Source organism: Agromyces binzhouensis (genome assembly GCF_004135055.1).
In the GTDB taxonomy this organism is placed as follows: domain Bacteria; phylum Actinomycetota; class Actinomycetes; order Actinomycetales; family Microbacteriaceae; genus Agromyces; species Agromyces binzhouensis.
On sequence record NZ_SDPL01000016.1, the window covers coordinates 1 to 20773 of the forward strand.

Here is a 20773-nt window from a genome sequence, read left to right on the forward strand (position 1 = left end):
CCGATCTGAGCGGATGGAGCACGGGGGCGCGCCGCATGCCTGAGCAGGGTCCGCCGTCCGACTCCGCGACGCCGCGCGTCGCCCCCGACGTCTACGCCGTCGTCACCGACGCGCCGCTCGACCGCGCGGCCGTCGAGGCCTTCGTGCTCTCGCGGCGCGACGGCGCGCTCGTCACGTTCGAGGGCGTCATCCGCGACCACGACCACGGCGAGACCGTGTCGGCGCTCGACTACTCGGCGCACCCCGACGCGGAGCGGTTCCTGCGCGAGACGTGCACCGAGGTCGCGCACGAGACGGGCCTCGCGGTCGCGGCCGCGCACCGCGTCGGCGCGCTCGGGATCGGGGACGTCGCCCTCGTGGCATCCGTCGCCGCACCGCACCGCGCCGAGGCGTTCGCCGCGTGCGCCCTGCTCGTCGACCGGATCAAGGAGCGCACGCCGATCTGGAAGCGGCAGCACCTCGACGGCGGCACGAGCGAGTGGGTGAACCTCTGACGGCTGGCGTCGCCCTGCTCGGCGATCAGCCGCCCGCGAACGGCGGCAGCACGTCGACCTGCGCGCCGATCGAGGCCGCGCGGTCGCGGCGCACCACTCCGTCGACGAGGAACGAGCCGTTGGCGACGACGCGCGCCATCGCCGGACCGTAGCGCGCGACGAGCAGGTCGGCGAGGGCGCCCACCGTGGCGGCGCCGCCGTCGCCCGGCACGTCGATCCGCTCCTCCTCGGCTCCGGCCGCCTCGGCGGCCGCGGCGAAGTAGCGCACGAGCACGGTCGTCGTCCCGGTCGTCGCGGTGTCAGCCACCGATGCCCCCCATCGTCCGGACCGGTCGCACGAAGTCGACGTCGTCGATGCCGTGGCCCGCCTTCTTCGCCCACATCGCCGCGCGCCAGACCTCGGCGATCTCGTCGTCTCCCGCGCCCGCGCGCAGCAGTCCCCGCAGGTCGGTCTCGTGGTCGCCGAACAGGCACGACCGGACCGAGCCCTCCGCGGTCAGCCGCGTCCGGTCGCACGCGCCGCAGAACGGGCGGGTCACCGACGCGATGATGCCGACCGTCGCGGGGCCGCCGTCGACGAGCCATTCCTCGGCGGGCGCCGCCGGATCCTCGCGTCCGACCGGCGTGAGCGCGAAGCGCGCGCCGAGCACCGCGAGCAGTTCCTCGGCGTCGACCATGTGCTCGCGTCGCCACGCCTCGTCGGCGTCGAGCGGCATCTGCTCGATGAAGCGGAGCCGGCACCCGTGCTCGATCGCCCACTCGAGCAGCGCCGGGGCGTCGTGGAGGGTCTCGCGCATGAGCACGGCGTTGACCTTCAGCGGCCCGAGGCCCGCCCGGTGGGCGCCGGCGATCCCGGCGAGCACGGCGGGCAGTCGATCGCGCCGCGTCAGGCGGGCGAAGTGCTCGCGGTCGAGGGTGTCGAGCGAGACGTTCACGCGCGAGAGCCCCGCGTCGCGCAGCGCCTCCGCGCGCTTGTCGAGGCCGATCCCGTTGGTGGTCAGCGCGAGCGGCGTGCCCGATGCCGCGTCGGCACTGCGCCGCACGATCTCGACGAGGTCGCCGCGCGTCAGCGGCTCGCCGCCGGTGAAGCGCACCTCGCGGACGCCGAGCTCGTGCACCGCGATGCCGACCAGGCGACCGATCTCGGCTGCGGACAGGAGCTCGTCACGGGGGATCACCGGCAGGCCCTCGGCCGGCATGCAGTACGTGCAGCGCAGCGAGCACGCCGACGTGATCGAGATCCGGAGGTCGTGCGCGACGCGCCCGTAGCGGTCGACGAGCCCCGCGACATCCGGTCGGCCCGCCATCGACGGCACGTCGGAGCCACCCCGGCGGACGGCCGGGATGCCGAGCGCGATGGCAGCCATGTCCCCACCCTACGCAGCGCACCGCCGGTGCGCGCCCGTCTCAGGTTTCGTGAAGATGACGAAGCGGATCGACCGGTGACATCCGCACCCGCCGTCACTATCGTGAGACCGATGGGGAGGGGGCGCCATGTCGTTCATCACCAGGGGCTTCTCGGGACGTTCACGCGAGCGCGACGATCGGCTCCCCCCGGGGCAGACGCTCGTGGGCGACTTCCCGGTGCTGTCGGCCGGTCCGACGCCGGAGGTCGACACCGCGGAGTGGGAGTTCACGATCCGCACCGAGTCGGGCGCCCAGCACTCCTGGAACTGGGACCAGTTGATGGCGTTGCCGATCGAGGACGTCACGACCGACATCCACTGCGTCACGCACTGGTCGAAGCTGGGCACCGGATGGCGCGGGGTCGCCCTCGACACGCTGTTCGAGGACGTCGACACCGACTACGCGTTCACGATGGCGCACAGCTACGGCGGCTACACGACGAACGTGCCGCTCGAGGACCTGCTCGACGGCAAGGCCTGGATCGCGTTCGAGTTCGACGGCGAGCCGCTCGATCCCGAGCACGGCGGGCCGGCGCGGCTGCTCGTGCCGCACCTCTACTTCTGGAAGAGCGCCAAGTGGGTCCGTGGGCTCGAGATGATGGAGGACGACGAGCCCGGGTTCTGGGAGCAGAACGGGTACCACCTGCGGGGCGACCCGTGGAAGGAGGAGCGGTACTGGTGAGCGCTGCTCCCCCCGTGTCGCGCGCGGGATGGCACGTCGCGACCGTCGCCCGCACCAGGCGGGAGACCCCCAGCGCCGCGCGGATCGAGCTCGACGTCGACGGTTGGCCGGGCAACGCCGCCGGACAGCACCTCGACGTGCGCCTCACGGCGGAGGACGGCTACACGGCCACTCGGTCGTACTCGATCGCCTCGTCGGGTGCCGGCTCCCGGGTCGTCCTCGCGGTCGACGAGCTGCCCGACGGCGAAGTCTCGCCGTTCCTCGTCGAGGTCCTGCGCGCGGGCGACATGCTCGAGGTGCACGGGCCGCTCGGGGCGTTCTTCGTGTGGCGGCCGCCGTCGATGGGCGGCGATGCCCGCCCTGTGCAGCTCATCGCCGGCGGGTCCGGCGTCGTCCCGCTCTTCGCCATGGCGCAGGCCCACGCCGATGCCGACGACCCGACGCCGTTCCGGTTGCTGTACGCCGTGCGAACGCCCGACGACGTGTACTTCTCCGACGAACTCGCAGCACTGGCTGACGCGCGCTCGCCGTTCCGGTTCGAGGTGATCTACTCGCGCCGCGCCCCGGACGGCTGGCCCACGCCGCCGGGCAGGATCACGCGCGAGCAGCTCGAGGCGGCGGTGATCCCCGCGGCCGATCGACCCGTCGTGTTCGTCTGCGGATCGACCGGCTTCGTCGAGCAGGTCGCGGCCTGGCTCATCGAGCTCGGGCACGACCCCCGCGACATCCGCACCGAGCGCTTCGGAGGCACCTGATGACCGGCCATGTCGACGGCAACGCGATCGCCGGACCGCTCGCCGACTTCTTCTCCTTCGACATCACGACGGCGACCGGCCGCTGCAGGGCGTGCGGCACCGTCGCCGAACTCGCCCGGGCCATGGTCTACGTCAGCGGCGCGGGCACGGTGGTGCGGTGCGCGACGTGCGACAACGTGCTCGCGGTGCTCGTCGACACCGGCGAGCGCGCGTGGATCGACTTCGGCGGGGTGACCGCGATCGAGGTGCGGCGCTAGCCGACCGGAACGAACCGCGGACGGCCGGGGCTTCGACGGGCCATGGCGGCCTGCCGCGATGGCGACGCCTTCGTCGCCACGAGGCTGGATTCCGGAGGTCCACAGTCGGGCCTGCGGCCATCCCCCTTGCGTGCTGCCGTTCCGGGGAGGACACTGGCGCGTGCCGGGGTGCGGTGACACGGCGGTCACGCGGGGCGCGCGGCAGTGCACCGGGTGCCCGCGAACCCGACGGCGTCAGCGCAGACGGACCGTGAGGAGTGTGGTGCAGATGCTCAGCGAACCGGACCTGCTCGTGGCCTTGGAACGCCACTGGGACTACGAAGGCAAGGACTACGACATCTCGCATGAGATCTATCACGACGATGCCGTGCTCGAGTTCCCGCAGTCGGGGGAACGCTTCGAGGGCCTGAAGAACTTCAAGGAATGGCGCAGCCAGTACCCCGCGAAGCTGAGGTTCCACATTCGGCGGATCACCCACCGCGATGACTTCGTGGTGGCGGAGAACCTGATCAGCTACAACGGGGACCCGTGGATGTACACCGTCAATCTCATGGAGTTCCGGGACGACAAGATCGCCCACGAGCGCATCTACATCATGGATGGCTGGCCGGCCGCGGACTGGCGCTCGCCCTGGCGCGCCGATACGAACGCAGACCCGCCCGCACCACCCCTCTAGCCCGCCAACCGACCGTCGCGACCTCCTGGTCCCTCTCCGCACATGCCGGCGAGCGGGCAGCGCGTCGTCCCGCGAACCACCCGAACGACGCCGACGCATCGGGCGCAACGAGGCCCACGGCGCCGGCGAGCAGTCCCGAACGACCACCGGACACGTTCGGGAGGTACCTCGACCAGAACACCCGCCCGCCTCGTGCGCCGGTCGCGGCGCCGGTCGCGGCGCCGGATCGTAACACGCGCTGCGGAGGACGTCACCCCCTGTCGTCGGTAGAGGCGGCGGAGTACCTTCCCTAGCAGTTGCCCCAGATCCCGGCCGCTGAAAGTCATTCGCTCACGGCTGGGGGATCTCATGGGCAAGCTCGTGTCCGGCCCGGACGGGTATGCGCTCGAGGTCGACACCGCTGACCCGGTTCGTTTCGAGTTCGCCGCCTCGGCATGCCACGACGTGAACCGAGGATGGTCGCGTGCGCTGGCGCAGTCAGCGTCGACGCCGAACGGCTTCGCAACGTTCCCGCGCCTCCGACCTCGGTCGAGGACGCGCTCCTCGCCGCCGGATCAGCCGACGACATGAAGCACCGTGTCCCGGCCTGATCACACATTCCTCCGCACATCTCGGCCCCGGACCCCGGCCACCACGATTCGAAAGGCCGGTATTCCATGGTCCGGACCACACCCGCCGGTTCGGCTGCCGTTGACCGGGCCGGGCAGGCCAGTGATTTCTCGGGTCTCGCCATGCTCATCCAAGAGGCCGGGTTGATGCGACGCCGGTACGGCTACTACTGGGCGAAACTCATCCTCGTACCGGTGCTCCTCGCCGGCGCGATCGTGCTCTTCGTCGTGCTCGGCGACACGTGGTGGCAGATGTTCACGGCCGTCGGCTTCGGTATCCTCTTCACCCAGATCGCCTTCCTGGGTCACGACGCCGCCCATCGACAGATCTTCCTGTCAGGGCGGTGGAACGATTGGATCAGCCTGCTTCTCGGCGATCTCTTCGTCGGGATGAGCTATGGATGGTGGCGGCACAAGCACACACGCCACCACGCGAACCCCAACAAGGTCGGCACCGATCCCGACCTCGAGCTGCCCGTCATCTCCTTCACGCCCGAACAGGCGGGACGCCGGCGCAATCCGGTGACCGCGTGGCTCATCGCCCACCAGGGTCTGTTCTTCTTCCCGGTGCTGACCCTCGAAGGGCTCTCCCTGCACGCGTCGAGCGTCGCTCGCGTCCTCAAGCGTGAACAGGTGGACCGGCGCTGGGTGGAGATCCTCCTCCTCAGCGTCCGGCTCGGCGGCTTCGTCGCGCTGGTGTTCATCATCCTGTCGCCAGGAGTCGCGGCCGCGTTCCTCGCGGTGCAGCTCGCCGTCTTCGGCGTGTACGTGGGAGCGTCCTTCGCCCCCAACCACAAGGGCATGCCGCTCGTACCGAGGACCGCACGACTCGACTTCCTCCGACGCCAGGTCCTCATGAGCAGGAACATTCGCGGGAGCCGCGTCATCGATACCCTCATGGGCGGCCTCAATTACCAGGTCGAACACCACCTCTTCCCATCGATGCCGCGACCGCACCTGCGTCGTGCCGCCCCGATCGTCAAGGCCTATTGCCGGGAACGTGACATCCCCTACACGGAGACCGGGCTGTTCCAGTCCTACGGTGTCGTCCTGCGGTACATCGATCGTGTCGGTCTCGGCGAGCGCGACCCATTCGACTGCCCCCTCATCGCGCAGCGACGGGCCATCTAGGGACGAGCGTGACGACGCAGCCCGATCCGCGGCCGCTGGGAGCTTGGGCCTGTAGAGTCACGACCAGGACGCCGGGTCCGCGCGGCCCGGCAGAACGAGTGTGCGTCCTCTGCTGGTTTCGAGGGCGAGGAGGCTGATGGTGGGCACTGGAAGTGGTGCCGGCGCATCCGGCCCGCTGCATCCCGATCCGTTGCACGCCAGTTTCCTGGCGCGCCTGCCCGTCGATGGCGCGTCGGTGTCCGTGGTGACGGTTGCTGGGAGCCATTCCACGGTCTCTTCCAGCGATGCGCTGGCCACCCGTCTCGAGCAGCTCCAGTTCGACCTCGGGGAGGGGCCGCATTATCGGGCGCTCGAGAGTCGAAAGCCCGTACTGGTGGCCGACGTGCGATCGGCCGATCACTCCGCATGGCCCATGTTCGGGCAGGCTGTCGTGCAGACCGAGGCGAGGGCGGTGTTCTCGTTCCCGCTGCGCATCGGGGCGGTGACCGTGGGCGTCGTGGACTTGCACCGACTGTCGCCGGGTGACCTCTCCGACCTCGACCTCGCCCACGCTGCCGCGCTTGCCGGAGCGATCGCGGGGAAGGCGGCAGCCTACGCGGCTGCGGACGCCGACGGCGAGGGACGAGATGAGCTGGTCGCGGGGACGCGACGCCAGGTCCACCAGGCGACCGGCATGATGGCGGTCCAATTGGACACGTCGGTCACGGACGCGTTCGCCCGCCTTCGCGGGCACGCGTACGCGGCCGGCCGAAGCGTGGACGAGGTGGCTCGTGATGTGGTCGCCGGGGTCCTCGACTTCACTGACGACCCGACAGATAGCGAGACTGCATGATGTGCAGCAGACTGGGCGAAGGACGATGATGATGGCCGAACGATCCCGGGATGCCCGGCTCAGCGCTGCGTTCGTGAAGGTGGCGGACACGTTGATCGACGATTACGACGTGGTCGACCTGCTCGACACGCTGGCGCAGGAATGCGTCATCCTGGTCGATTCCGATGCCGGGGGGCTACTGATCGCCGACACGGAGGGAACCTTGCAGCTGGTCGCGTCCACCAACGAGGCGGCCGAGTTCGTGGAAGTCATCCAACTCGACGCGGGTGAGGGGCCGTGCATGGAAGCGTTCCAGACCGGCGCGGGCGTCACGATCCCGGACATGTCCGTGGAAGATCGGTGGCCGGCGTTCCGTGCCGCAGCGACCGGGCAGGGGTTCCAGTCGATGCACGCCTTCCCGATGCGGTTGCGCGGGCAGACGATCGGCGCGATGGGACTCTTCAGCGGCGCCACCGGCGAGCTCAGCGAGTCGGATGTCGCCGTCGCACAAGCCCTGGCCGATGTCGCCACGATCGGCATCCTGCAGGAACGTTCCCTGCGGGACTCGACACTGGTGGCCGACCAACTGCAGCGCGCCCTCGACAGCAGGGTCATCATCGAGCAGGCCAAAGGCGTGATCGCCGCGCAGACCGGCGTCGACATGCACACCGCGTTCACGATCCTCCGCGACTACGCCCGTCACCATCAACTCAAACTCAGCACCGTCGCCGAGGAAGTGGCCGAACGCGCCCTCACCCTGCCGGCAACCGCTCGAGCCAGAGCCAAGTAGTCCTCTCCCGTCGACCGCCGCGCGCGGATTTCCGACCGGTCTCTGCCCGACGATCGCATTGTGGGGCGACCTGCGCTGACGTACTATCCGAACAGTTGCCCCCGGACCCTGGTCGACTGGCCGAATGCCAACACGACCCAGGAGACGACATGGGCATCATCTACTACGGATTCGACTCGCACAGGGTCGTCATCGACGATCGCACGCTGGCGCACCTCGAACTCGTCATCTACAGCAAGCTCCGGCGCAACGAACGCTTCGCCCTGGCCCTCACCGCACCCGACAGCGAGGGTGGCATCGCCCATTCCCTTTGGATGGACTCGTCGATCCCGCTCCGATTCGAATACGAGTCGGAGTTCCACGCCGCGATCAACCGTGACTGGCTGGAGGCCCTGAGCAAGACTGCGACCAGTCTCCGCGGGCTCCGCATCGTCGACGAGCCGGCCCCGATCCTGATCTTCCCATCAGCCACCCGGGTCAAGAAAGCCGACGAGGCCGTCCCAGCCGGCCATGCTGCGGTGAAGGAACGCGTCTCAGCATGAGAGCGGGTTCCTGAGCGCCATTCGCTCCAGGGTTCCGTACGACTTCACTCTCGTCGTCGCCCCGCAGGCCATCTCGGGCTGGATCGGCGGCGGCGCGGCGAGCGATAGCGACGCCTCAGCCGGGGATGGACGGCGGCGATCGTCGTCGGTTTCGGTGGGTCCAACGGGCTTCGCCGCCGGTCCGGGCAGGCGGCGCGCACCTCACGACTCTGCCTTGCGGTTCCGGGCGCTCTGGCGGATGAACCCCACGATCAGCGTCCCGACGAACAGCACGATGCCGATGATGCCCAGCCACAGGAGGCCCTCGAAGACGAAGCCCACGATCGAGAGGATCGCCCACGCGACGAGCAGGATTACGATCGCGGTCCACATGCCGTCAGGGTACGCGGAACGTACGCTCCGAGGACGGGTCGAACGTCCCCTCGGGCCGGCTGCCCGACTGCAGCTCCCACGGTGAAGCGGCGCGCGGTCGACCTGTGCAGCAGAGGCACAGCGGCATCCGGCCTGTGCTGCACGGAACGAGCGTTCCTCTGCGGTCGGGCTCCTACCGGGAGACAGGACGGGCTCGGTGGAGCGAGCGCGGCCGAGGTGCCGCGGTGGTCGCGGCCGTCCGGTCGTAGGAGTGGGGTCAGCGGCCGCCGACCGTTCCGTCCCGTCGGAGGTCCGCGCCGCCGAGCAATCCGTCAGGGGTGACCTCGATGATCGACAGACCGCTCTCCAGGGTCGCGATCGATACGTTGTGGCCACGGGCCTGGAGTTGCGCGGCGAGCGCGGCGGCGTCGTAGTCGAGCGTCACGCCGGGCACCGGCGTCTCGATCTCGGTCGACCCGTTGCGGTTCTGGTAGTGCGGGACGGCGATCGAGTGCTGCGGGTCGAGGCCGAAGTCGACGTGGTTGACGATCGACTGGGCGGTGTAGCCGATGATCCGCGAGCCGCCGGGCGATCCGGTCACCAGCTCGACGGCACCCGTGGCGTCGAACACGATCGTGGGCGACATCGAGCTGCGCGGACGCTTCTCGGGCTGGACGCGGTTGGCGATCGGCGTCCCGTCCGCCGCGACCGGGGCGAACGAGAAGTCGGTGAGCTGGTTGTTGAGCAGGAACCCGTGCACCATGACGCCGTTGCCGAAGGAGCTCTCGACGCTCGTCGTCATCGAGAGCGCGTTGCCCCAGCGGTCGATGATCGAGATGTGGCTGGTGCCGCTCGTCTTCGCGGTCTCGTCGGGCGCAGTCGGGTCGAACTCGCCGGGCGGGGTGCCCGGGAGGGCGATGCCCATGTCGAAGTCGGTGATGAGCGCGGCCCGCGACGCGAGGTAGGCCTCGTCGAGCATCCCGGCCGCTGGGACGGTCACGAAGTCGGGGTCGCCGACATAGAGGTTGCGGTCCGCGAAGGCGAGCCGGCCAGCCTGCGTGAACAGGTGGACGACCTCGTCGTCCAGCGGGTCGCCGGCGCCCGCGCTCGACACGTCGAAGTTCTCGAGGATCCCGAGGATCTGGCCGACGGCGAGGCCGCCGGACGAGGGCGGGCCCATGCCGCAGACCTCGTGGCCGCGATAGTCCAGGCACACCGGGTCGCGCTCGACGACGTCGTAGGCGGCGAGGTCCGCGGTCGTCATGTCGCCGGGGATGGCCGGGTCCGACTGGACCGCGTCCGCGATCGCCTCGGCGATCGGCCCCTCGTAGAAGGCGTCGGCGCCGTCCTTGGCGAGGGCCTTCATCACGTCGGCGTACTCGGGGTTGGTGACGATCGTCCCGGCCGGCTTCGCCTCGCACGTCGCCGCGTCGGCGAAGTAGGCGAGGGCGGCGGGGTCGCGGAAGAACAGCCGGTCGGTGCACGACGCGTTGAGCGCGAGCAGGCTCGCCGCCTGCGATGAGGTCCGCTGGGTGAGCGCGAAGCCGTCCTGGGCGAGGGCCTTGGCCGGGTTGAACAGTGTCTGCCACGGCCGCTCGCCGTACCGTTCGTGCAGGTCCTCGAGGAGCCGCGGCACGCCGGGCACGCCCACCGAGAGCCCGCTCTGCCAGGCTGCGAAGAATCCCAGGCCGAGGAAGCGGTCCTCGGTCGCGGCCGACGGCGCCTTCTCGCGTGCGTCGAAGGTGGTCGTCGTCCCGGTCGCCGCATCGTGGTAGACCACGAACGCGCCGCCGCCGATGCCGCTGGACTGGGGTTCGACGAGGCCGAGCACGGTCTGCGCCGCGATCATCGCGTCGACCGCGCTGCCGCCGGATCGAAGGACCCGTTCGCCGGCCTCCGTCGCGAGTGGGTTCGCGGTGACGACCATCTCGCGCGAGGTCGCCGTCGACTCGAAAGCCGGCACGTCGGCGGACGCTGCGCCCGCCACCACCAGGGTCGCCGCGCCTACCGCGGCGATCGATGCGAACACCTTCCGGAACATGGCGGACCCCCTTGTCGCCGCGCAGCCTCGTCGCTGCGTCTTCCCCTGGGGCGAGTCTCGCAGACTCGAGCGCCCGCGACCAGAGGGTCGGACGCGCCCGCGCCGGTCCCGGGCCACGCCGACCGGTCGACACGGGAGCATCGTGGAAGGCCGCGCGACGGAGCGGATCGCGGATCCGATCCGCATCACGTCACGGTGGAGGCGACCGCGAGCCACCAGAGCGGGAACGCGACCCACGCCAGGCCGCCGATCGCGACGGCGACCCCGAGCAGCGTCGCGCGGAGCACCGACCCCTCCGCTGCGACGAACGCGATGCCGCCCACGATCGCGCCCACCGCGAACGCCACGATCATGGCGATGGCGAAGGACATCAGCCAGGCCGGCAGCACGCCGGCATCGCGCGCTGCCGCCGACATGACGGCCGACCAGGTGAACGCGACGACCGTCGCCGCGGCCGCGACGATCGACTGCGCCAGCAGGTCGGCCACGCCGGCGAGCATGAGCACCGTCACGATCGCGATGGCGGCGGCGCCGACGCAGGCGAGCACGGTGAGCGCCCACAGCCATGGTCCGGCGACGACGTACCGGGCCAGCAGCACCATCGCGACGATCCACGGCAGGGCGCCGATGACCGCGAGCCAGTCGTTCACGGGGCCGAGCCACGACCACCTCGACTGCGGCGTCGAGAACGGCGTCGCGAGCACGAAGAACAGGACGAGCGCGACGAGCGCCGCGATGCTCACGAACCCCTGCAGCCCGGCCCAGATGCGGACCTGCTCGGTTCCGGCAGCGCGGTCGATGGCGAGATCCATGATCCCCACCTCCTCGAGGAGTCCTCGAGTCCATCGTGCTCCTGCGGAGCCGGATGCCACGGGACGGACGGCCCGAGCCGTGACGCCGGTCCGCCCAGCCCGCCCGCGACGGGCGCGCTCGTCGCCTGCGGGTGTCGTGGGATGCTGTCCGGGTGTGGATCGGCTGGATCGAGTTCGACGTGCTGTTGGGTGACGTCCACTCGCTCAAGCAGAAGCGCTCGATCGTGCGGCCCATCCTCGCCGAGCTCCGGCGAGCGACCGAGGCCTCGGTCGCCGAGGTCGGGGCGCACGACCTGCACCGGCGGGTCGAGCTCGGCGTCGCGGTGGCGGGATCGGCGGCGGACCGCGTCACCGAGGTGCTCGATCGCGCCGAACGGCTCGTGGCCGCCCATCCCGAGGTGACGCTGCTCTCGGCGCGCCGGCGGCTCCGCCGCACCGACGACGAGTGACGCCCACGGCGCGCGCGGTCAGGCGACCCGGCGCCCGTCCTTCCACGTCTGCGTGACGATCGGCACGCCCGGACGGTAGGCGAGATGGATGCTGCTCGGCGCATCGAGCACGGCCAAGTCGGCGCGCATGCCCGGCCGGAGCGCGCCGACGTCGGACCGCCGGAGCGCGAGCGCACCTCCGGCGGTCGACGCCCACACCGCCTCGGCCGGCGTCATCCCCATGTCGCGCACCGCGACCGCGATGCAGAACGGCATCGAGCTCGTGAAGCTCGAGCCCGGGTTGCAGTCGCTCGCGAGGGCGACGGTGACGCCCGCGTCGATGAGCCGGCGCGCGTCGGGGTAGGGCTGCCGCGTCGAGAACTCCACGCCCGGCAGCAGCGTCGCGACCGTCTCCGAGCCGGCGAGTGCAGCGACGTCCTCGTCGGAGAGGTAGGTGCAGTGGTCGACGGATGCCGCGCCGAGCTCGACCGCAAGCGCGACGCCGGGCCCGTCGCCGAGCTGGTTGCCGTGCACGCGCACTCCGAGCCCCGCGGCGCGCCCCGCGTCGAGCACGCGGCGGGACTGCTCGGCCGTGAACGCGCCGCGCTCGCAGAAGGCGTCGATCCACCGTGCGAAGGGCGCGCAGGCCTCGAGCATCTCGCCGACGACGAGGTCGACGTAGGCGTCGGCGCCGGGCCCATCCGGTTCGCGGTACTCGAACGGGACCACATGCGCACCGAGGAATGTGACCTCGTCGGTGACCTCGGCGGCGAGTCGGGCGAGCCTCGCCTCGTCGTCGACGCTGAGCCCGTATCCCGTCTTGACCTCGAACGTCGTCGTGCCCTGGCGGCGCAGCTCGGCGACCAATGCCGCCAGGCGAGTGCGCAGTTCGTCGTCGGTCGCTGCGCGCGTGGCCGCGACCGTCGAGCGGATGCCGCCGGCTTCATATGCACGTCCGGACATGCGTGCCGCGAACTCCTCGGCGCGGTCGCCGCCGAAGACGAGATGGGTGTGGCTGTCGACGAAGCCCGGGACCACGGCGCGCCCGCCGAGGTCGACGACCTCGACGTCGGCGTCCACCGGCGCATCCGCGGCGGGGCCGACCCAGGCGACGCGGCCGTCCTCGACGAGGACCGCCGCGTCGCGCACGATGCCGAGCGGCCCGCCCTCGCGGTCGGCGCCGGGATCGTTCGTGACGAGCTCGCCGACGTTCGTCAGCAGCATCCGCCGCCCCGCACCTCCGTCGGTCATGCGTCCATCATGGGCACGTTCAGGCCGCGCTCGCGCGCCACCTCGACGGCGCGGTCGTAGCCGGCGTCGACGTGACGCATGACGCCGGTGCCGGGGTCGTTCACGAGCACGCGTGCGATCTTCTCCGCGGCGAGGTCGGTACCGTCGGCGACGACGACCTGGCCCGCGTGGATCGATCGGCCGATGCCGACGCCGCCGCCGTGGTGGATCGACACCCACGTCGCGCCCGACGCGGTGTTGAGCAGGGCGTTGAGCAGCGGCCAGTCGGCGATCGCGTCGGAGCCGTCGGCCATGGCCTCGGTCTCGCGGTACGGCGAGGCGACGGAGCCCGAGTCGAGGTGGTCGCGACCGATCACGATGGGCGCCGAGAGCTCGCCCGACGCGACCATCTCGTTGAACTTCAGGCCGGCGAGGTGGCGCTCCTTGTAGCCGAGCCAGCAGATGCGCGCGGGCAGGCCCTCGAAGTGGACCTTCTCGCCGGCCTGCTCGATCCAGCGGCGAAGGTGCGCGTCCTCGGGGAACAGCTCGAGGATCGCCCGGTCGGTCGCCGCGATGTCGGCGGGGTCGCCCGAGAGCGCGGCCCAGCGGAACGGGCCCTTGCCCTCGGCGAACAGCGGCCGGATGTAGGCGGGCACGAAGCCGGGGAAGTCGAAGGCGTGCTCGTAGCCGCCGAGCTCGGCCTCGCGGCGGATCGAGTTGCCGTAGTCGAAGACCTCGGCGCCGCGCGCCTGGAAGCCGACCATGGCCTCGACGTGCGCGGCCATGGACTTCCGGGAGAGCTCGGTGAACTCGTGGGGGTCGGATGCCGCGAGCGCGTGCCACTCCGCGACGGAGACGCCCTCAGGGAGGTAGGACAGCGGGTCGTGCGCGCTGGTCTGGTCGGTCACGATGTCGATCGCGACGCCGCGCTCGAGCAGCTCGGGGAACACCGACGCCGCGTTGCCGACGACACCGACGCTGAGTGCGCGCCCCTCGGCCTTCGCGGCGAGCGCGCGCTCGACCGCGGCATCGAGCGACGGCGCGACCTCGTCGAGGTAGCCGTGCTCGACGCGACGGGTGAGGCGCGTCTCGTCGACGTCGACGATGAGCACGGCTCCGCCGTTCATCGTGACGGCGAGGGGCTGCGCGCCGCCCATGCCGCCGCAGCCGGCGGTGAGCGTGAGCGTGCCGGCGAGCGAGGCGTTCGCGATCTCGTCAGCGCTCGCGCCGCGCTTCGCGGCGAGCGACCGTGCGACCGCGCCGAACGTCTCGTAGGTGCCCTGCAGGATGCCCTGCGTGCCGATGTAGATCCACGACCCCGCGGTCATCTGGCCGTACATGGTGAGGCCGAGCTGCTCGAGGCGGCGGAACTCGGGCCACGTGGCCCAGTCGCCGACGAGGTTCGAGTTCGCGATGAGCACGCGGGGCGCCCACTCGTGCGTGCGGAAGACGCCGACCGGCTTGCCCGACTGGACGAGGAGCGTCTCGTCGGGCTCGAGCTCGCGGAGGGTGCGCGTGATCGCGTCGAACGCCTCCCAGTTGCGGGCGGCCTTGCCGGTGCCGCCGTAGACGATGAGGTCCTCGGGGCGCTCGGCGACCTCGGGGTCGAGGTTGTTCATGAGCATGCGCAGCGGCGCCTCGGTCTGCCAGCTCTTCGCCGAGAGCTCGGAGCCGTGTGCGGCGCGGACGGTGCGGGGGCCGGCGACGGCGTCGGCCTCGGTGGGTGCGGCAGTGGTCATGTTCCGATCCCACACCCTCGCGGGGCCGCCGACAACGGATGCCACGTCGCCCGTGTCCGGGATCCCGGACACCGTGTCCCGGCGCGCCGGAGGTCCCGGCTTCGAGGTGCGGCGTCGCCCTCGGGACTCAGCCGAGGCTGACGCCGCGGGCCGCCATGAACGGGATCGCGTCGGTCGCGGTGCCGTCGATCCGGACCTCGTAGTGGAGGTGGCAGCCCGTCGAGGCACCGGTGCTGCCGACCGCGCCGATCAGTTCGCCGGCTTCGACGACCTGGCCCTCCGCGACGAGGATGCCGCCGTCGCGCAGGTGCGCGTAGCCCGTCGTGACGCCGTCGCCGTGGTCGATGAGGATCCAGTTGCCGTAGGACCCGTTCACGCCGGCCACGACCACGACGCCGCCGGTCGCGGCGAAGACGCCGGTGCCGCACTGCGCGGCGATGTCGGTGCCGCGATGGAACTCGTTCACTCCGGGCAGGGGCTTGTCGGGGCGGGGCCCGAAGCCGTCGGTGATGGAGCCGAACGCGGGCGACGCCCATCCCTGCTCGCTCAGCTGACCGCCGTCGATCGGGACGGTCTCGAAGGTGGCGACCAGGTCGGAGGCCGCCACGCGTGTCTGCGCACCGTTCAGCGCGGCGCGGGCCGCGGCCACGACGCCCTCGGCGACGACCACGTCGTTCTCGAACCGATCGATCGGGATGGCGTCGACCGCCTCCCAGGCGGCGGCGGCGCGCTCCTCGGCGGCGGTCGCATCGGCGTCACGTCGTTCCGCGATCGCGCGGAGCCGTTCGGAGTCGCCGGCGAGCTTCTGCACGCGCTCCATGCCGGCCAGGCCCGCGAGCAGGTCCTTGCCCGAACCCATCGCCGCGGCCATCGATCGCAGCGCCGCACCGTCGCCCTCGACCGCGTCGAGGTAGACGCTCGCGGCGGTCTCGGCGACGTGGCGCGCCTCGGCCGCCTTCTCGTCGAGGCGCTCGGCCACCGCACGCGCGACGCTGCGCGTGCTTCGCGCCGACGCGAGGGCGGACTCGGCGCTCCGGAGTTCGGTCATGGCGCGGTCGAGCTTGGTGCGGAGACCGGCGACCGCCGCCGTCTGCGACGAGTTCGTGCCGACCGTCGTGACCTGGAGCATCTGCGCGACGGGGCCGTCGCCGACGAGCACGAAGGGCGCCGTGACGCCGGAGGCGTACGGCGTCGGCGAAGGCGACGGGCTCGGAGTCGGCGTGGGCGTGGGCGTGGGCGTCGGGGTGGGGGTGGGTGTCGGGGTCGGCGTCGGGTCCGGCGTGGGCGTCGGCGTCGGCTCGGGATCGGGAGTCGGGTCCGGGGTCGGCTCGGGATCGGGCGTCGGCTCGGGATCGGGCGTCGGGTCGGGCGACGGTGCCGGGTCCTCGGTCGGCGCGGGCTCGGTCGGTGCGGGCTCTGTCGGCGCGGGATCCGCAGTCGGGGTCGGCTCCGGCGTCGGATCGACGGTCGCCTCGGTCGTCGACTCCGAGGTCGCGGTCGTGCCCTCTGCCTCGCTCGAGACCGACGTCGTGTCGAGTTCCTCGGCGGCTGCCGGCGCGACGGCCGACATGCCGAACAGCAGGCCACCGGCGATCACCGCGATCGCAGCGGTGCACCTCCGGGCGGGCCTCGCTCGGAACGGGTCTCGCTCGTCGACGTCTCGGGTATGGAACATAGGGCTTCCTGGTCCGGCAACCGTGCCGGCACCCCCCAAGTCTGCCCTGCTTTCCGGAGGGCGCACAAGGACCGGATTGCCCTCGGTGGTCCCCCGTTCGGGGCGCAGGTCGTGCGAGGGTCAGGCCACCGTCGTGACGGCTCCTGCGCGATCGAGCACCGCGCCCGACCGGACCGCCTCGACGACGCGCTCGATCTCGGGCGAGAGGAAGCGATCCTCACCCGGAATCGCGCCGGTCGAGGCGACGAGGTCGACGACCGCGCCGGTCGCCGCGCCCGGCTCGAGCGGGGCCCGGAGCGCGAGGCCGCGAGCGGCCGTCATGACCTCGATCGCGACGACCCGCGTGAGCCCGTCGAGCGCGCGTCGGAGCTTGCGCGCGGCGGCCCAGCCCATCGACACGTGATCCTCCTGCATCGCCGATGACGGGATCGAGTCGACCGACGCGGGGGCGGCGAGCCGCTTGAGCTCCGACACGATCCCGGCGGCGGTGTACTGCGCGATCATGAGCCCCGAGTCCACGCCCACCTCGTGCGCGAGGAACGGCGGCAGCCCGTGGTTGCGGGCCTTGTCGAGGAACCGGTCGGTGCGTCGTTCGCTCATCGAGGCGACGTCCGCGACCGCGATCGCGAGGAAGTCGAGCACGTACGCGACCGGAGCGCCGTGGAAGTTGCCGTTCGACTCGACGCGGCCGTCGGGGGTCAGCACCGGGTTGTCGACGGCGCTCGCGAGCTCGGCGTCGGCGACGGATGCCGCGTGCGCGACCGTGTCGCGGGCGGCTCCGTGCACCTGCGGCGCGCAGCGCAGCGAGTACGCGTCCTGGACGCGCGTGCACTCGGGGCCCTTGTGGCTCGCGACGATCGGCGATCCCGCGAGCAGGTGCCGGATGTTCGCGGCGGAGACCGCCTGGCCGCGCTGCGGCCGGAGCGCGTGGAGGTCGGCGGCGAACACGGCGTCGGTGCCCATGAGTCCCTCGACGCTCATCGCGGCGGCGACGTCGGCCGTCGCGAGCAGCATCCGCAGGTCGTGGATCGCGAGCGCGAGCATGCCGAGCATGCCGTCGGTGCCGTTGATGAGGGCGAGGCCCTCCTTCTCGCCGAGGTGCAGCGGCGCGATGCCGGCCGTGGCGAGTGCCGACGCGGCATCCGCCGGCGCGGTGTGCGGGCCGTCGGACTCGGTGCCGCGCACGCGCACCTCGCCCTCGCCCATCGCGACGAGGGCGCAGTGGGCGAGCGGCGCGAGGTCGCCCGAGCAGCCGAGCGAGCCGTACTCGCGGACGACGGGGGTGATGCCGGCGTTCAGGATCGCGGCGTACGTCTCGGCGGTCTCGCGACGCACGCCGGTGCGACCCGTCATGAGCGTCGAGAGGCGCAGCAGCATCAGGGCGCGCACGACCTCGCGCTCGACCTCGGGGCCGGAGCCCGCGGCGTGCGAGCGCACGAGGCTCGCCTGCAGCTGCGCGCGGCGGTCCTCCGCGATGAAGGTCGTGGCGAGCGCGCCGAAGCCCGTCGAGATGCCGTAGTGCGGCTGCGGGTCGGCGGCCAGGTCGTCGATGATCGCGCGGCTCGCGGCGACCGCGTCGAGCGCGGCGGGGTCGAGCTCGACGCGGGCGTCGTGGCGGGCGACGGCGACGACGTCGTCGATCGAGAGCGGTCCGACGCCGACGGTGACGGATGCCGCGGTGCGGGCGGGTGCGGGCGCGATGGTGCTCATACGTCCGATTCCACACCGTTCCCGCGCGCTCCGGGACGCGGGAGAGTACGCTGCCGTCCGGGATACCGGACGGAGGGACGCGGAGCATGTCGGACGCATCGAAGGTGCCAGCCGCAGACCAGGTCCTGCGGATCCTCACCCACCTCGCCGCGCAGCGCGGGCCGGTGCCCGCCGCGTCGATCGCGACCGCGCTCGCACTTCCGCGCTCGACGACGTACCACCTGCTCGCGGTGCTGCAGGAGCGCGGATTCGTGGTCCACCTGCCCGAGGAACGACGCTACGGGCTCGGCGTCGCCGCGTTCGAGCTCTCGAGCGGGTTCAGCCGCCAGCAGCCCCTCACGCGGCTCGGCCGCCCGCTCGTCGCGGCGCTCGTCGACCGACTCGGGGAGTCGGGCCACCTCGCCGTGCTGCACGGACGCGACGTGCTCTACATCGTCGAGGAACGCGCCCCGCGGCGGCCGTCGCTCGTCTCCGACGTGGGCGTGCGACTGCCCGCGCACCTGACCGCCTCGGGCCGTGCGATGCTCCAGGCCCTGCCGCCCGCGCAGCTCCGCGCGCTCTACCCCGACCGTGCGGCCTTCGCCGACCTGCCGTCGACGACCGATGCCGCGCCCTGGACGTACTCGCGACTGAAGTCCGTGCTCGCCGAGGCACGCGCGGCAAGAGTGGCGAGCGAGCACGGCGAGGTCACGCGAGGGCTGGCATCCGTCGGCGCGCCCGTGCTCGACCACCTCGGCTGGCCGGCCGCGGCGATCGCGGTGACCTTCGCCGAAGGCGCGCCCGACGAACTCGTCGACACCGCGGGCGCGGCGGTGATCGACGCAGCGGCGACGCTGTCGCGCCGGATCGGCGCGCGCTGAGCGGGCCGGAGGCCGGCGATCAGCCCGCTCGTGACGGGACGAGCCAGCCCCGGAGCATCCGCGTCACCCACGGCAGCACCCAGTACGTCATGATCGGCGTCAGGACGAGGGTCGTGACGAGCACCCGGAGCACGAGCGGCACGTCCTCCCACCACGGCGCGAGCGCGATGAGGAGCGAGAACGCGAGGTTCACGGGGAAGAAGCCGAGCCAGATGCTGACGGCCTGCTTCCAGCGCGGCGGGGCGGGCGGGAGCGCCGCGTCCGCCGACCCCGGGTCATCCGCCACCGCGGGTACCGAACCCGTCGCCGGGTCGTCGAACCAGCCCTCGATGCCCGTCCGGCGCTTCGCCTTCTCGGCGCGCACGAACCCGCGGCCCATCTCGAGCCACCAGGAGCGCTCGGGCGAGCGCTCCCACGCCTCGAGGGTCTCCTCGTTCGCGAACCGGTAGAGCATGTGCCACACGTCGGAGTCCTCGCCCGCGCGCACCCAGCCCGAGCCGAGGAACCCCGGATAGCGGTTGGCGAGGTTCACGCCGGTCTGCACCCAGACCGTCGCCTCCGCGATGCGGTCGGGATCGACCTCGCGGCGGATCGACACGGTGATCGGTTCGGTGGCCATGCGTCCATCACAGCGCATGCGCGTGTCGTGCGCATCGCACGTGCTCGCGGAGGCCGGATCCCCCGCGCCAGAGGCGCGGTCAGCCGAGGTGCGCGTGCAGGAAGGCGGCGACGCGTTCGCGCAGGCCCTCGTCGAGGATGCCGATCGAGTGCGCGTCGCCGGGCACCACCGCGAGCTCGACCTCGACGGCCGACGCGCCCAGCGTGTCCGCGAGGCGCTGCGACTGCGCGAGCGGGACGACCTCGGATTCGGCGTGCCCGATGAAGAACGGCGGATCCGTCGGGTCGACGTGCGCCGTCGCCGACGCCTCGATCGCCTGGGGGCACGCCTCGTCGGGGGTGCCGGGCTCGCACCCGAGGAACTCGCCGACGATGCCGCGGAGCCAGTCCGATGCGGCGTCCGCATCGAGCTCGGGCAGCCCGAGGCCCACCGGGCCCGAGAGCTCGGCCACTGCCGCGACCCGCGAGCCCACGTCGAGGGGTCCCTCGCCCAGCGTGCCGAGCAGCGCCGCGAGGTGGCCGCCGGCCGACCCTCCGAACACGCCGATGCGCGCAGGATCGAGGTCGAACCGCTCGAGCTGCTCGGGCTCGCGCAACCACGCGACCGCGGCGGCGACGTCGTCGACCTGCGCCGGATACGCGGCGTCGGGCACGAGCCGGTAGTTGACGGATGCCGCGACGAATCCCTCGCTCGCGAGCCAGAGGCACACCTTCCGCCAGTCGGAGTTCGCCTTGTCGCCGCGCGCCCAGCTGCCCCCGTGGATCGAGACGACGGCGGCGTTCGAGCCGGCGATGGCGGATGCCGCCGGGCGGCACACGTCGAGCGTCAGGACGGTGCCGTCCTCGGCGACCGCGTACTCGAGGTCGGCGTCGACGCGCAGGTCGGTCGGCGCCTCGAACGTGCGGATCCCGATGATCTCGCTGCCGGCGACCTCGCTCGAGGCCTGGCGTGCGCTCGGGTCCAGTTCGCGGAGCGGCTGGTGGAACGCCGAGGCCACGGCGGCGACCGCGAGCGCGGCGCTGACGGCGAGGGCGATCCGCGCCGGCCGGCGATGCCGGCTGCCGCGGAAGCCGGAGAGTCGGGTCATGGGTGGGGGCTCCGGGTTCTGGGTGAGGCGATGCTACCCCAGCGCCGGCGCCCGGACGGCACCGGCCCG

General features: G+C 72.0%; 22 protein-coding genes and 1 pseudogene. 12 read left to right on the forward strand and 11 right to left on the reverse strand.

Annotated features, from left to right (window positions below):
- On the forward strand, nucleotides 1-494 hold a 494-nt coding region (locus ESO86_RS02040), incomplete at its 5' end, for a molybdenum cofactor biosynthesis protein MoaE (protein WP_340638828.1).
- Nucleotides 495-519: 25 nt separating this feature from the next.
- Here the strand turns inward: ESO86_RS02040 and ESO86_RS02045 are convergent.
- Both ESO86_RS02045 and moaA read right to left on the reverse strand, forming a co-directional pair.
- On the reverse strand, nucleotides 520-801 hold the full coding sequence (locus ESO86_RS02045; RefSeq protein ID WP_165307226.1) for a MoaD/ThiS family protein: 282 nt from the start codon (nucleotides 799-801) through the stop codon (nucleotides 520-522).
- Entirely contained in the window at nucleotides 794-1861 is a 1068-nt protein-coding gene (gene moaA, locus ESO86_RS02050; protein WP_129233236.1) for a GTP 3',8-cyclase MoaA, read from the reverse strand. Before moaA ends, ESO86_RS02045 begins: the two co-directional genes overlap by 8 nt.
- A 127-nt stretch (nucleotides 1862-1988) precedes the next feature.
- On the opposite strand from moaA, the gene ESO86_RS02055 reads away from it, so the two are divergent.
- The 9 genes and pseudogenes from ESO86_RS02055 (at nucleotide 1989) to ESO86_RS02095 (ending at nucleotide 8152) form a co-directional block, all read left to right on the forward strand.
- The gene (locus ESO86_RS02055) at nucleotides 1989-2582 is read left to right on the forward strand and encodes a sulfite oxidase-like oxidoreductase (protein ID WP_129233237.1); all 594 of its coding nucleotides are present in this window, start codon (nucleotides 1989-1991) and stop codon (nucleotides 2580-2582) included.
- Nucleotides 2579-3337 carry a ferredoxin reductase gene (locus ESO86_RS02060; protein WP_242492160.1) on the forward strand — a complete coding sequence of 253 codons (759 nt, stop codon included), beginning with the start codon at nucleotides 2579-2581 and terminating at the stop codon, nucleotides 3335-3337. The genes ESO86_RS02055 and ESO86_RS02060 overlap by 4 nt, the downstream gene beginning before the upstream one ends.
- Nucleotides 3337-3594, forward strand: coding sequence for a DUF6510 family protein (locus ESO86_RS02065; protein WP_207206982.1), 258 nt, complete (start codon nucleotides 3337-3339; stop codon nucleotides 3592-3594). Before ESO86_RS02060 ends, ESO86_RS02065 begins: the two co-directional genes overlap by 1 nt.
- 3 nt (nucleotides 3595-3597) lie before the next feature.
- Nucleotides 3598-3684: pseudogene (locus tag ESO86_RS19880) on the forward strand (recombinase family protein); the annotation flags it as partial.
- A gap of 178 nt (nucleotides 3685-3862) precedes the next feature.
- Nucleotides 3863-4270 (forward strand): nuclear transport factor 2 family protein, encoded by a 408-nt coding sequence (locus ESO86_RS02075; protein ID WP_242492162.1) that lies wholly within the window; start codon nucleotides 3863-3865, stop codon nucleotides 4268-4270.
- A 656-nt stretch (nucleotides 4271-4926) separates the two neighbouring features.
- Nucleotides 4927-6009, forward strand: a complete 1083-nt coding sequence (locus ESO86_RS02080) for a fatty acid desaturase family protein (RefSeq protein ID WP_129233240.1) — start codon at nucleotides 4927-4929, stop codon at nucleotides 6007-6009.
- Nucleotides 6010-6145: 136 nt separating this feature from the next.
- The gene (locus ESO86_RS02085) at nucleotides 6146-6841 is read left to right on the forward strand and encodes a GAF and ANTAR domain-containing protein (RefSeq protein WP_129233241.1); all 696 of its coding nucleotides are present in this window, start codon (nucleotides 6146-6148) and stop codon (nucleotides 6839-6841) included.
- Nucleotides 6842-6872: 31 nt separating this feature from the next.
- Entirely contained in the window at nucleotides 6873-7610 is a 738-nt protein-coding gene (locus ESO86_RS02090; protein WP_129233242.1) for a GAF and ANTAR domain-containing protein, read from the forward strand.
- A gap of 149 nt (nucleotides 7611-7759) precedes the next feature.
- Entirely contained in the window at nucleotides 7760-8152 is a 393-nt protein-coding gene (locus ESO86_RS02095) for a DUF7882 family protein (protein ID WP_129233243.1), read from the forward strand.
- A gap of 201 nt (nucleotides 8153-8353) precedes the next feature.
- Here the strand turns inward: ESO86_RS02095 and ESO86_RS18525 are convergent, their stop codons facing one another.
- From ESO86_RS18525 to ESO86_RS18535, 3 genes are all read right to left on the reverse strand, one after another.
- Nucleotides 8354-8524 (reverse strand): hypothetical protein, encoded by a 171-nt coding sequence (locus tag ESO86_RS18525; RefSeq protein ID WP_165307231.1) that lies wholly within the window; start codon nucleotides 8522-8524, stop codon nucleotides 8354-8356.
- Nucleotides 8525-8780: 256 nt separating this feature from the next.
- Complete coding sequence (ggt, locus tag ESO86_RS18530) at nucleotides 8781-10544, reverse strand: gamma-glutamyltransferase (RefSeq protein ID WP_165307233.1); 1764 nt, start codon at nucleotides 10542-10544, stop codon at nucleotides 8781-8783.
- 185 nt (nucleotides 10545-10729) lie between these two features.
- Nucleotides 10730-11356, reverse strand: coding sequence for a hypothetical protein (locus ESO86_RS18535; RefSeq protein WP_165307235.1), 627 nt, complete (start codon nucleotides 11354-11356; stop codon nucleotides 10730-10732).
- A gap of 152 nt (nucleotides 11357-11508) precedes the next feature.
- On the opposite strand from ESO86_RS18535, the gene ESO86_RS02105 reads away from it, so the two are divergent.
- The gene (locus ESO86_RS02105) at nucleotides 11509-11805 is read left to right on the forward strand and encodes a DUF503 domain-containing protein (RefSeq protein WP_129233245.1); all 297 of its coding nucleotides are present in this window, start codon (nucleotides 11509-11511) and stop codon (nucleotides 11803-11805) included.
- An 18-nt stretch (nucleotides 11806-11823) separates the two neighbouring features.
- On the opposite strand, the gene hutI is transcribed toward ESO86_RS02105, so the two are convergent.
- The 4 genes from hutI to hutH all read right to left on the reverse strand — a co-directional run bounded on the left by hutI (nucleotide 11824) and on the right by hutH (nucleotide 18138).
- The gene (hutI, locus tag ESO86_RS02110; protein WP_242492161.1) at nucleotides 11824-13035 is read right to left on the reverse strand and encodes an imidazolonepropionase; all 1212 of its coding nucleotides are present in this window, start codon (nucleotides 13033-13035) and stop codon (nucleotides 11824-11826) included.
- On the reverse strand, nucleotides 13032-14753 hold the full coding sequence (gene hutU, locus ESO86_RS02115; RefSeq protein ID WP_129233246.1) for a urocanate hydratase: 1722 nt from the start codon (nucleotides 14751-14753) through the stop codon (nucleotides 13032-13034). The genes hutI and hutU overlap by 4 nt, the downstream gene beginning before the upstream one ends.
- A gap of 127 nt (nucleotides 14754-14880) precedes the next feature.
- A complete protein-coding gene (locus ESO86_RS02120) occupies nucleotides 14881-16428 on the reverse strand; it encodes a M23 family metallopeptidase (RefSeq protein WP_165307237.1) in 1548 nt (515 codons plus the stop codon).
- Between the two features lie 120 nt (nucleotides 16429-16548).
- The gene (gene hutH / locus ESO86_RS02125; RefSeq protein ID WP_129233248.1) at nucleotides 16549-18138 is read right to left on the reverse strand and encodes a histidine ammonia-lyase; all 1590 of its coding nucleotides are present in this window, start codon (nucleotides 18136-18138) and stop codon (nucleotides 16549-16551) included.
- Between the two features lie 86 nt (nucleotides 18139-18224).
- Between hutH and ESO86_RS02130 the strand changes: the two genes are divergently transcribed.
- Nucleotides 18225-18998: an IclR family transcriptional regulator gene (locus ESO86_RS02130; protein ID WP_129233249.1), complete on the forward strand. Its 774-nt coding sequence runs from the start codon at nucleotides 18225-18227 to the stop codon at nucleotides 18996-18998.
- Nucleotides 18999-19017: 19 nt separating this feature from the next.
- Here the strand turns inward: ESO86_RS02130 and ESO86_RS02135 are convergent, their stop codons facing one another.
- Nucleotides 19018-19617: an antibiotic biosynthesis monooxygenase gene (locus tag ESO86_RS02135; RefSeq protein WP_129233250.1), complete on the reverse strand. Its 600-nt coding sequence runs from the start codon at nucleotides 19615-19617 to the stop codon at nucleotides 19018-19020.
- Nucleotides 19618-19696: 79 nt separating this feature from the next.
- Entirely contained in the window at nucleotides 19697-20704 is a 1008-nt protein-coding gene (locus tag ESO86_RS02140) for an alpha/beta hydrolase (protein WP_129233251.1), read from the reverse strand.
- Nucleotides 20705-20773: the final 69 nt, after the last annotated feature.

Bases quoted from the DNA above. Each gene is read 5' to 3' on its own strand.
- moaA (WP_129233236.1), bottom strand. From the start codon at position 1,861: ATGGCTGCCATCGCGCTCGGCATCCCGGCCGTCCGCCGGGGTGGCTCC.
- ESO86_RS02055 (WP_129233237.1), top strand. From the start codon at position 1,989: ATGTCGTTCATCACCAGGGGCTTCTCGGGACGTTCACGCGAGCGCGAC.
- ESO86_RS02065 (WP_207206982.1), top strand. From the start codon at position 3,337: ATGACCGGCCATGTCGACGGCAACGCGATCGCCGGACCGCTCGCCGAC.
- ESO86_RS02075 (WP_242492162.1), top strand. From the start codon at position 3,863: ATGCTCAGCGAACCGGACCTGCTCGTGGCCTTGGAACGCCACTGGGAC.
- ESO86_RS02080 (WP_129233240.1), top strand. From the start codon at position 4,927: ATGGTCCGGACCACACCCGCCGGTTCGGCTGCCGTTGACCGGGCCGGG.
- ESO86_RS02085 (WP_129233241.1), top strand. From the start codon at position 6,146: ATGGTGGGCACTGGAAGTGGTGCCGGCGCATCCGGCCCGCTGCATCCC.
- ESO86_RS02090 (WP_129233242.1), top strand. From the start codon at position 6,873: ATGGCCGAACGATCCCGGGATGCCCGGCTCAGCGCTGCGTTCGTGAAG.
- ESO86_RS02095 (WP_129233243.1), top strand. From the start codon at position 7,760: ATGGGCATCATCTACTACGGATTCGACTCGCACAGGGTCGTCATCGAC.
- ESO86_RS18525 (WP_165307231.1), bottom strand. From the start codon at position 8,524: ATGTGGACCGCGATCGTAATCCTGCTCGTCGCGTGGGCGATCCTCTCG.
- ggt (WP_165307233.1), bottom strand. From the start codon at position 10,544: ATGTTCCGGAAGGTGTTCGCATCGATCGCCGCGGTAGGCGCGGCGACC.
- ESO86_RS18535 (WP_165307235.1), bottom strand. From the start codon at position 11,356: ATGGATCTCGCCATCGACCGCGCTGCCGGAACCGAGCAGGTCCGCATC.
- hutI (WP_242492161.1), bottom strand. From the start codon at position 13,035: ATGACCGACGGAGGTGCGGGGCGGCGGATGCTGCTGACGAACGTCGGC.
- hutU (WP_129233246.1), bottom strand. From the start codon at position 14,753: ATGACCACTGCCGCACCCACCGAGGCCGACGCCGTCGCCGGCCCCCGC.
- ESO86_RS02120 (WP_165307237.1), bottom strand. From the start codon at position 16,428: ATGTTCCATACCCGAGACGTCGACGAGCGAGACCCGTTCCGAGCGAGG.
- hutH (WP_129233248.1), bottom strand. From the start codon at position 18,138: ATGAGCACCATCGCGCCCGCACCCGCCCGCACCGCGGCATCCGTCACC.
- ESO86_RS02130 (WP_129233249.1), top strand. From the start codon at position 18,225: ATGTCGGACGCATCGAAGGTGCCAGCCGCAGACCAGGTCCTGCGGATC.
- ESO86_RS02135 (WP_129233250.1), bottom strand. From the start codon at position 19,617: ATGGCCACCGAACCGATCACCGTGTCGATCCGCCGCGAGGTCGATCCC.
- ESO86_RS02140 (WP_129233251.1), bottom strand. From the start codon at position 20,704: ATGACCCGACTCTCCGGCTTCCGCGGCAGCCGGCATCGCCGGCCGGCG.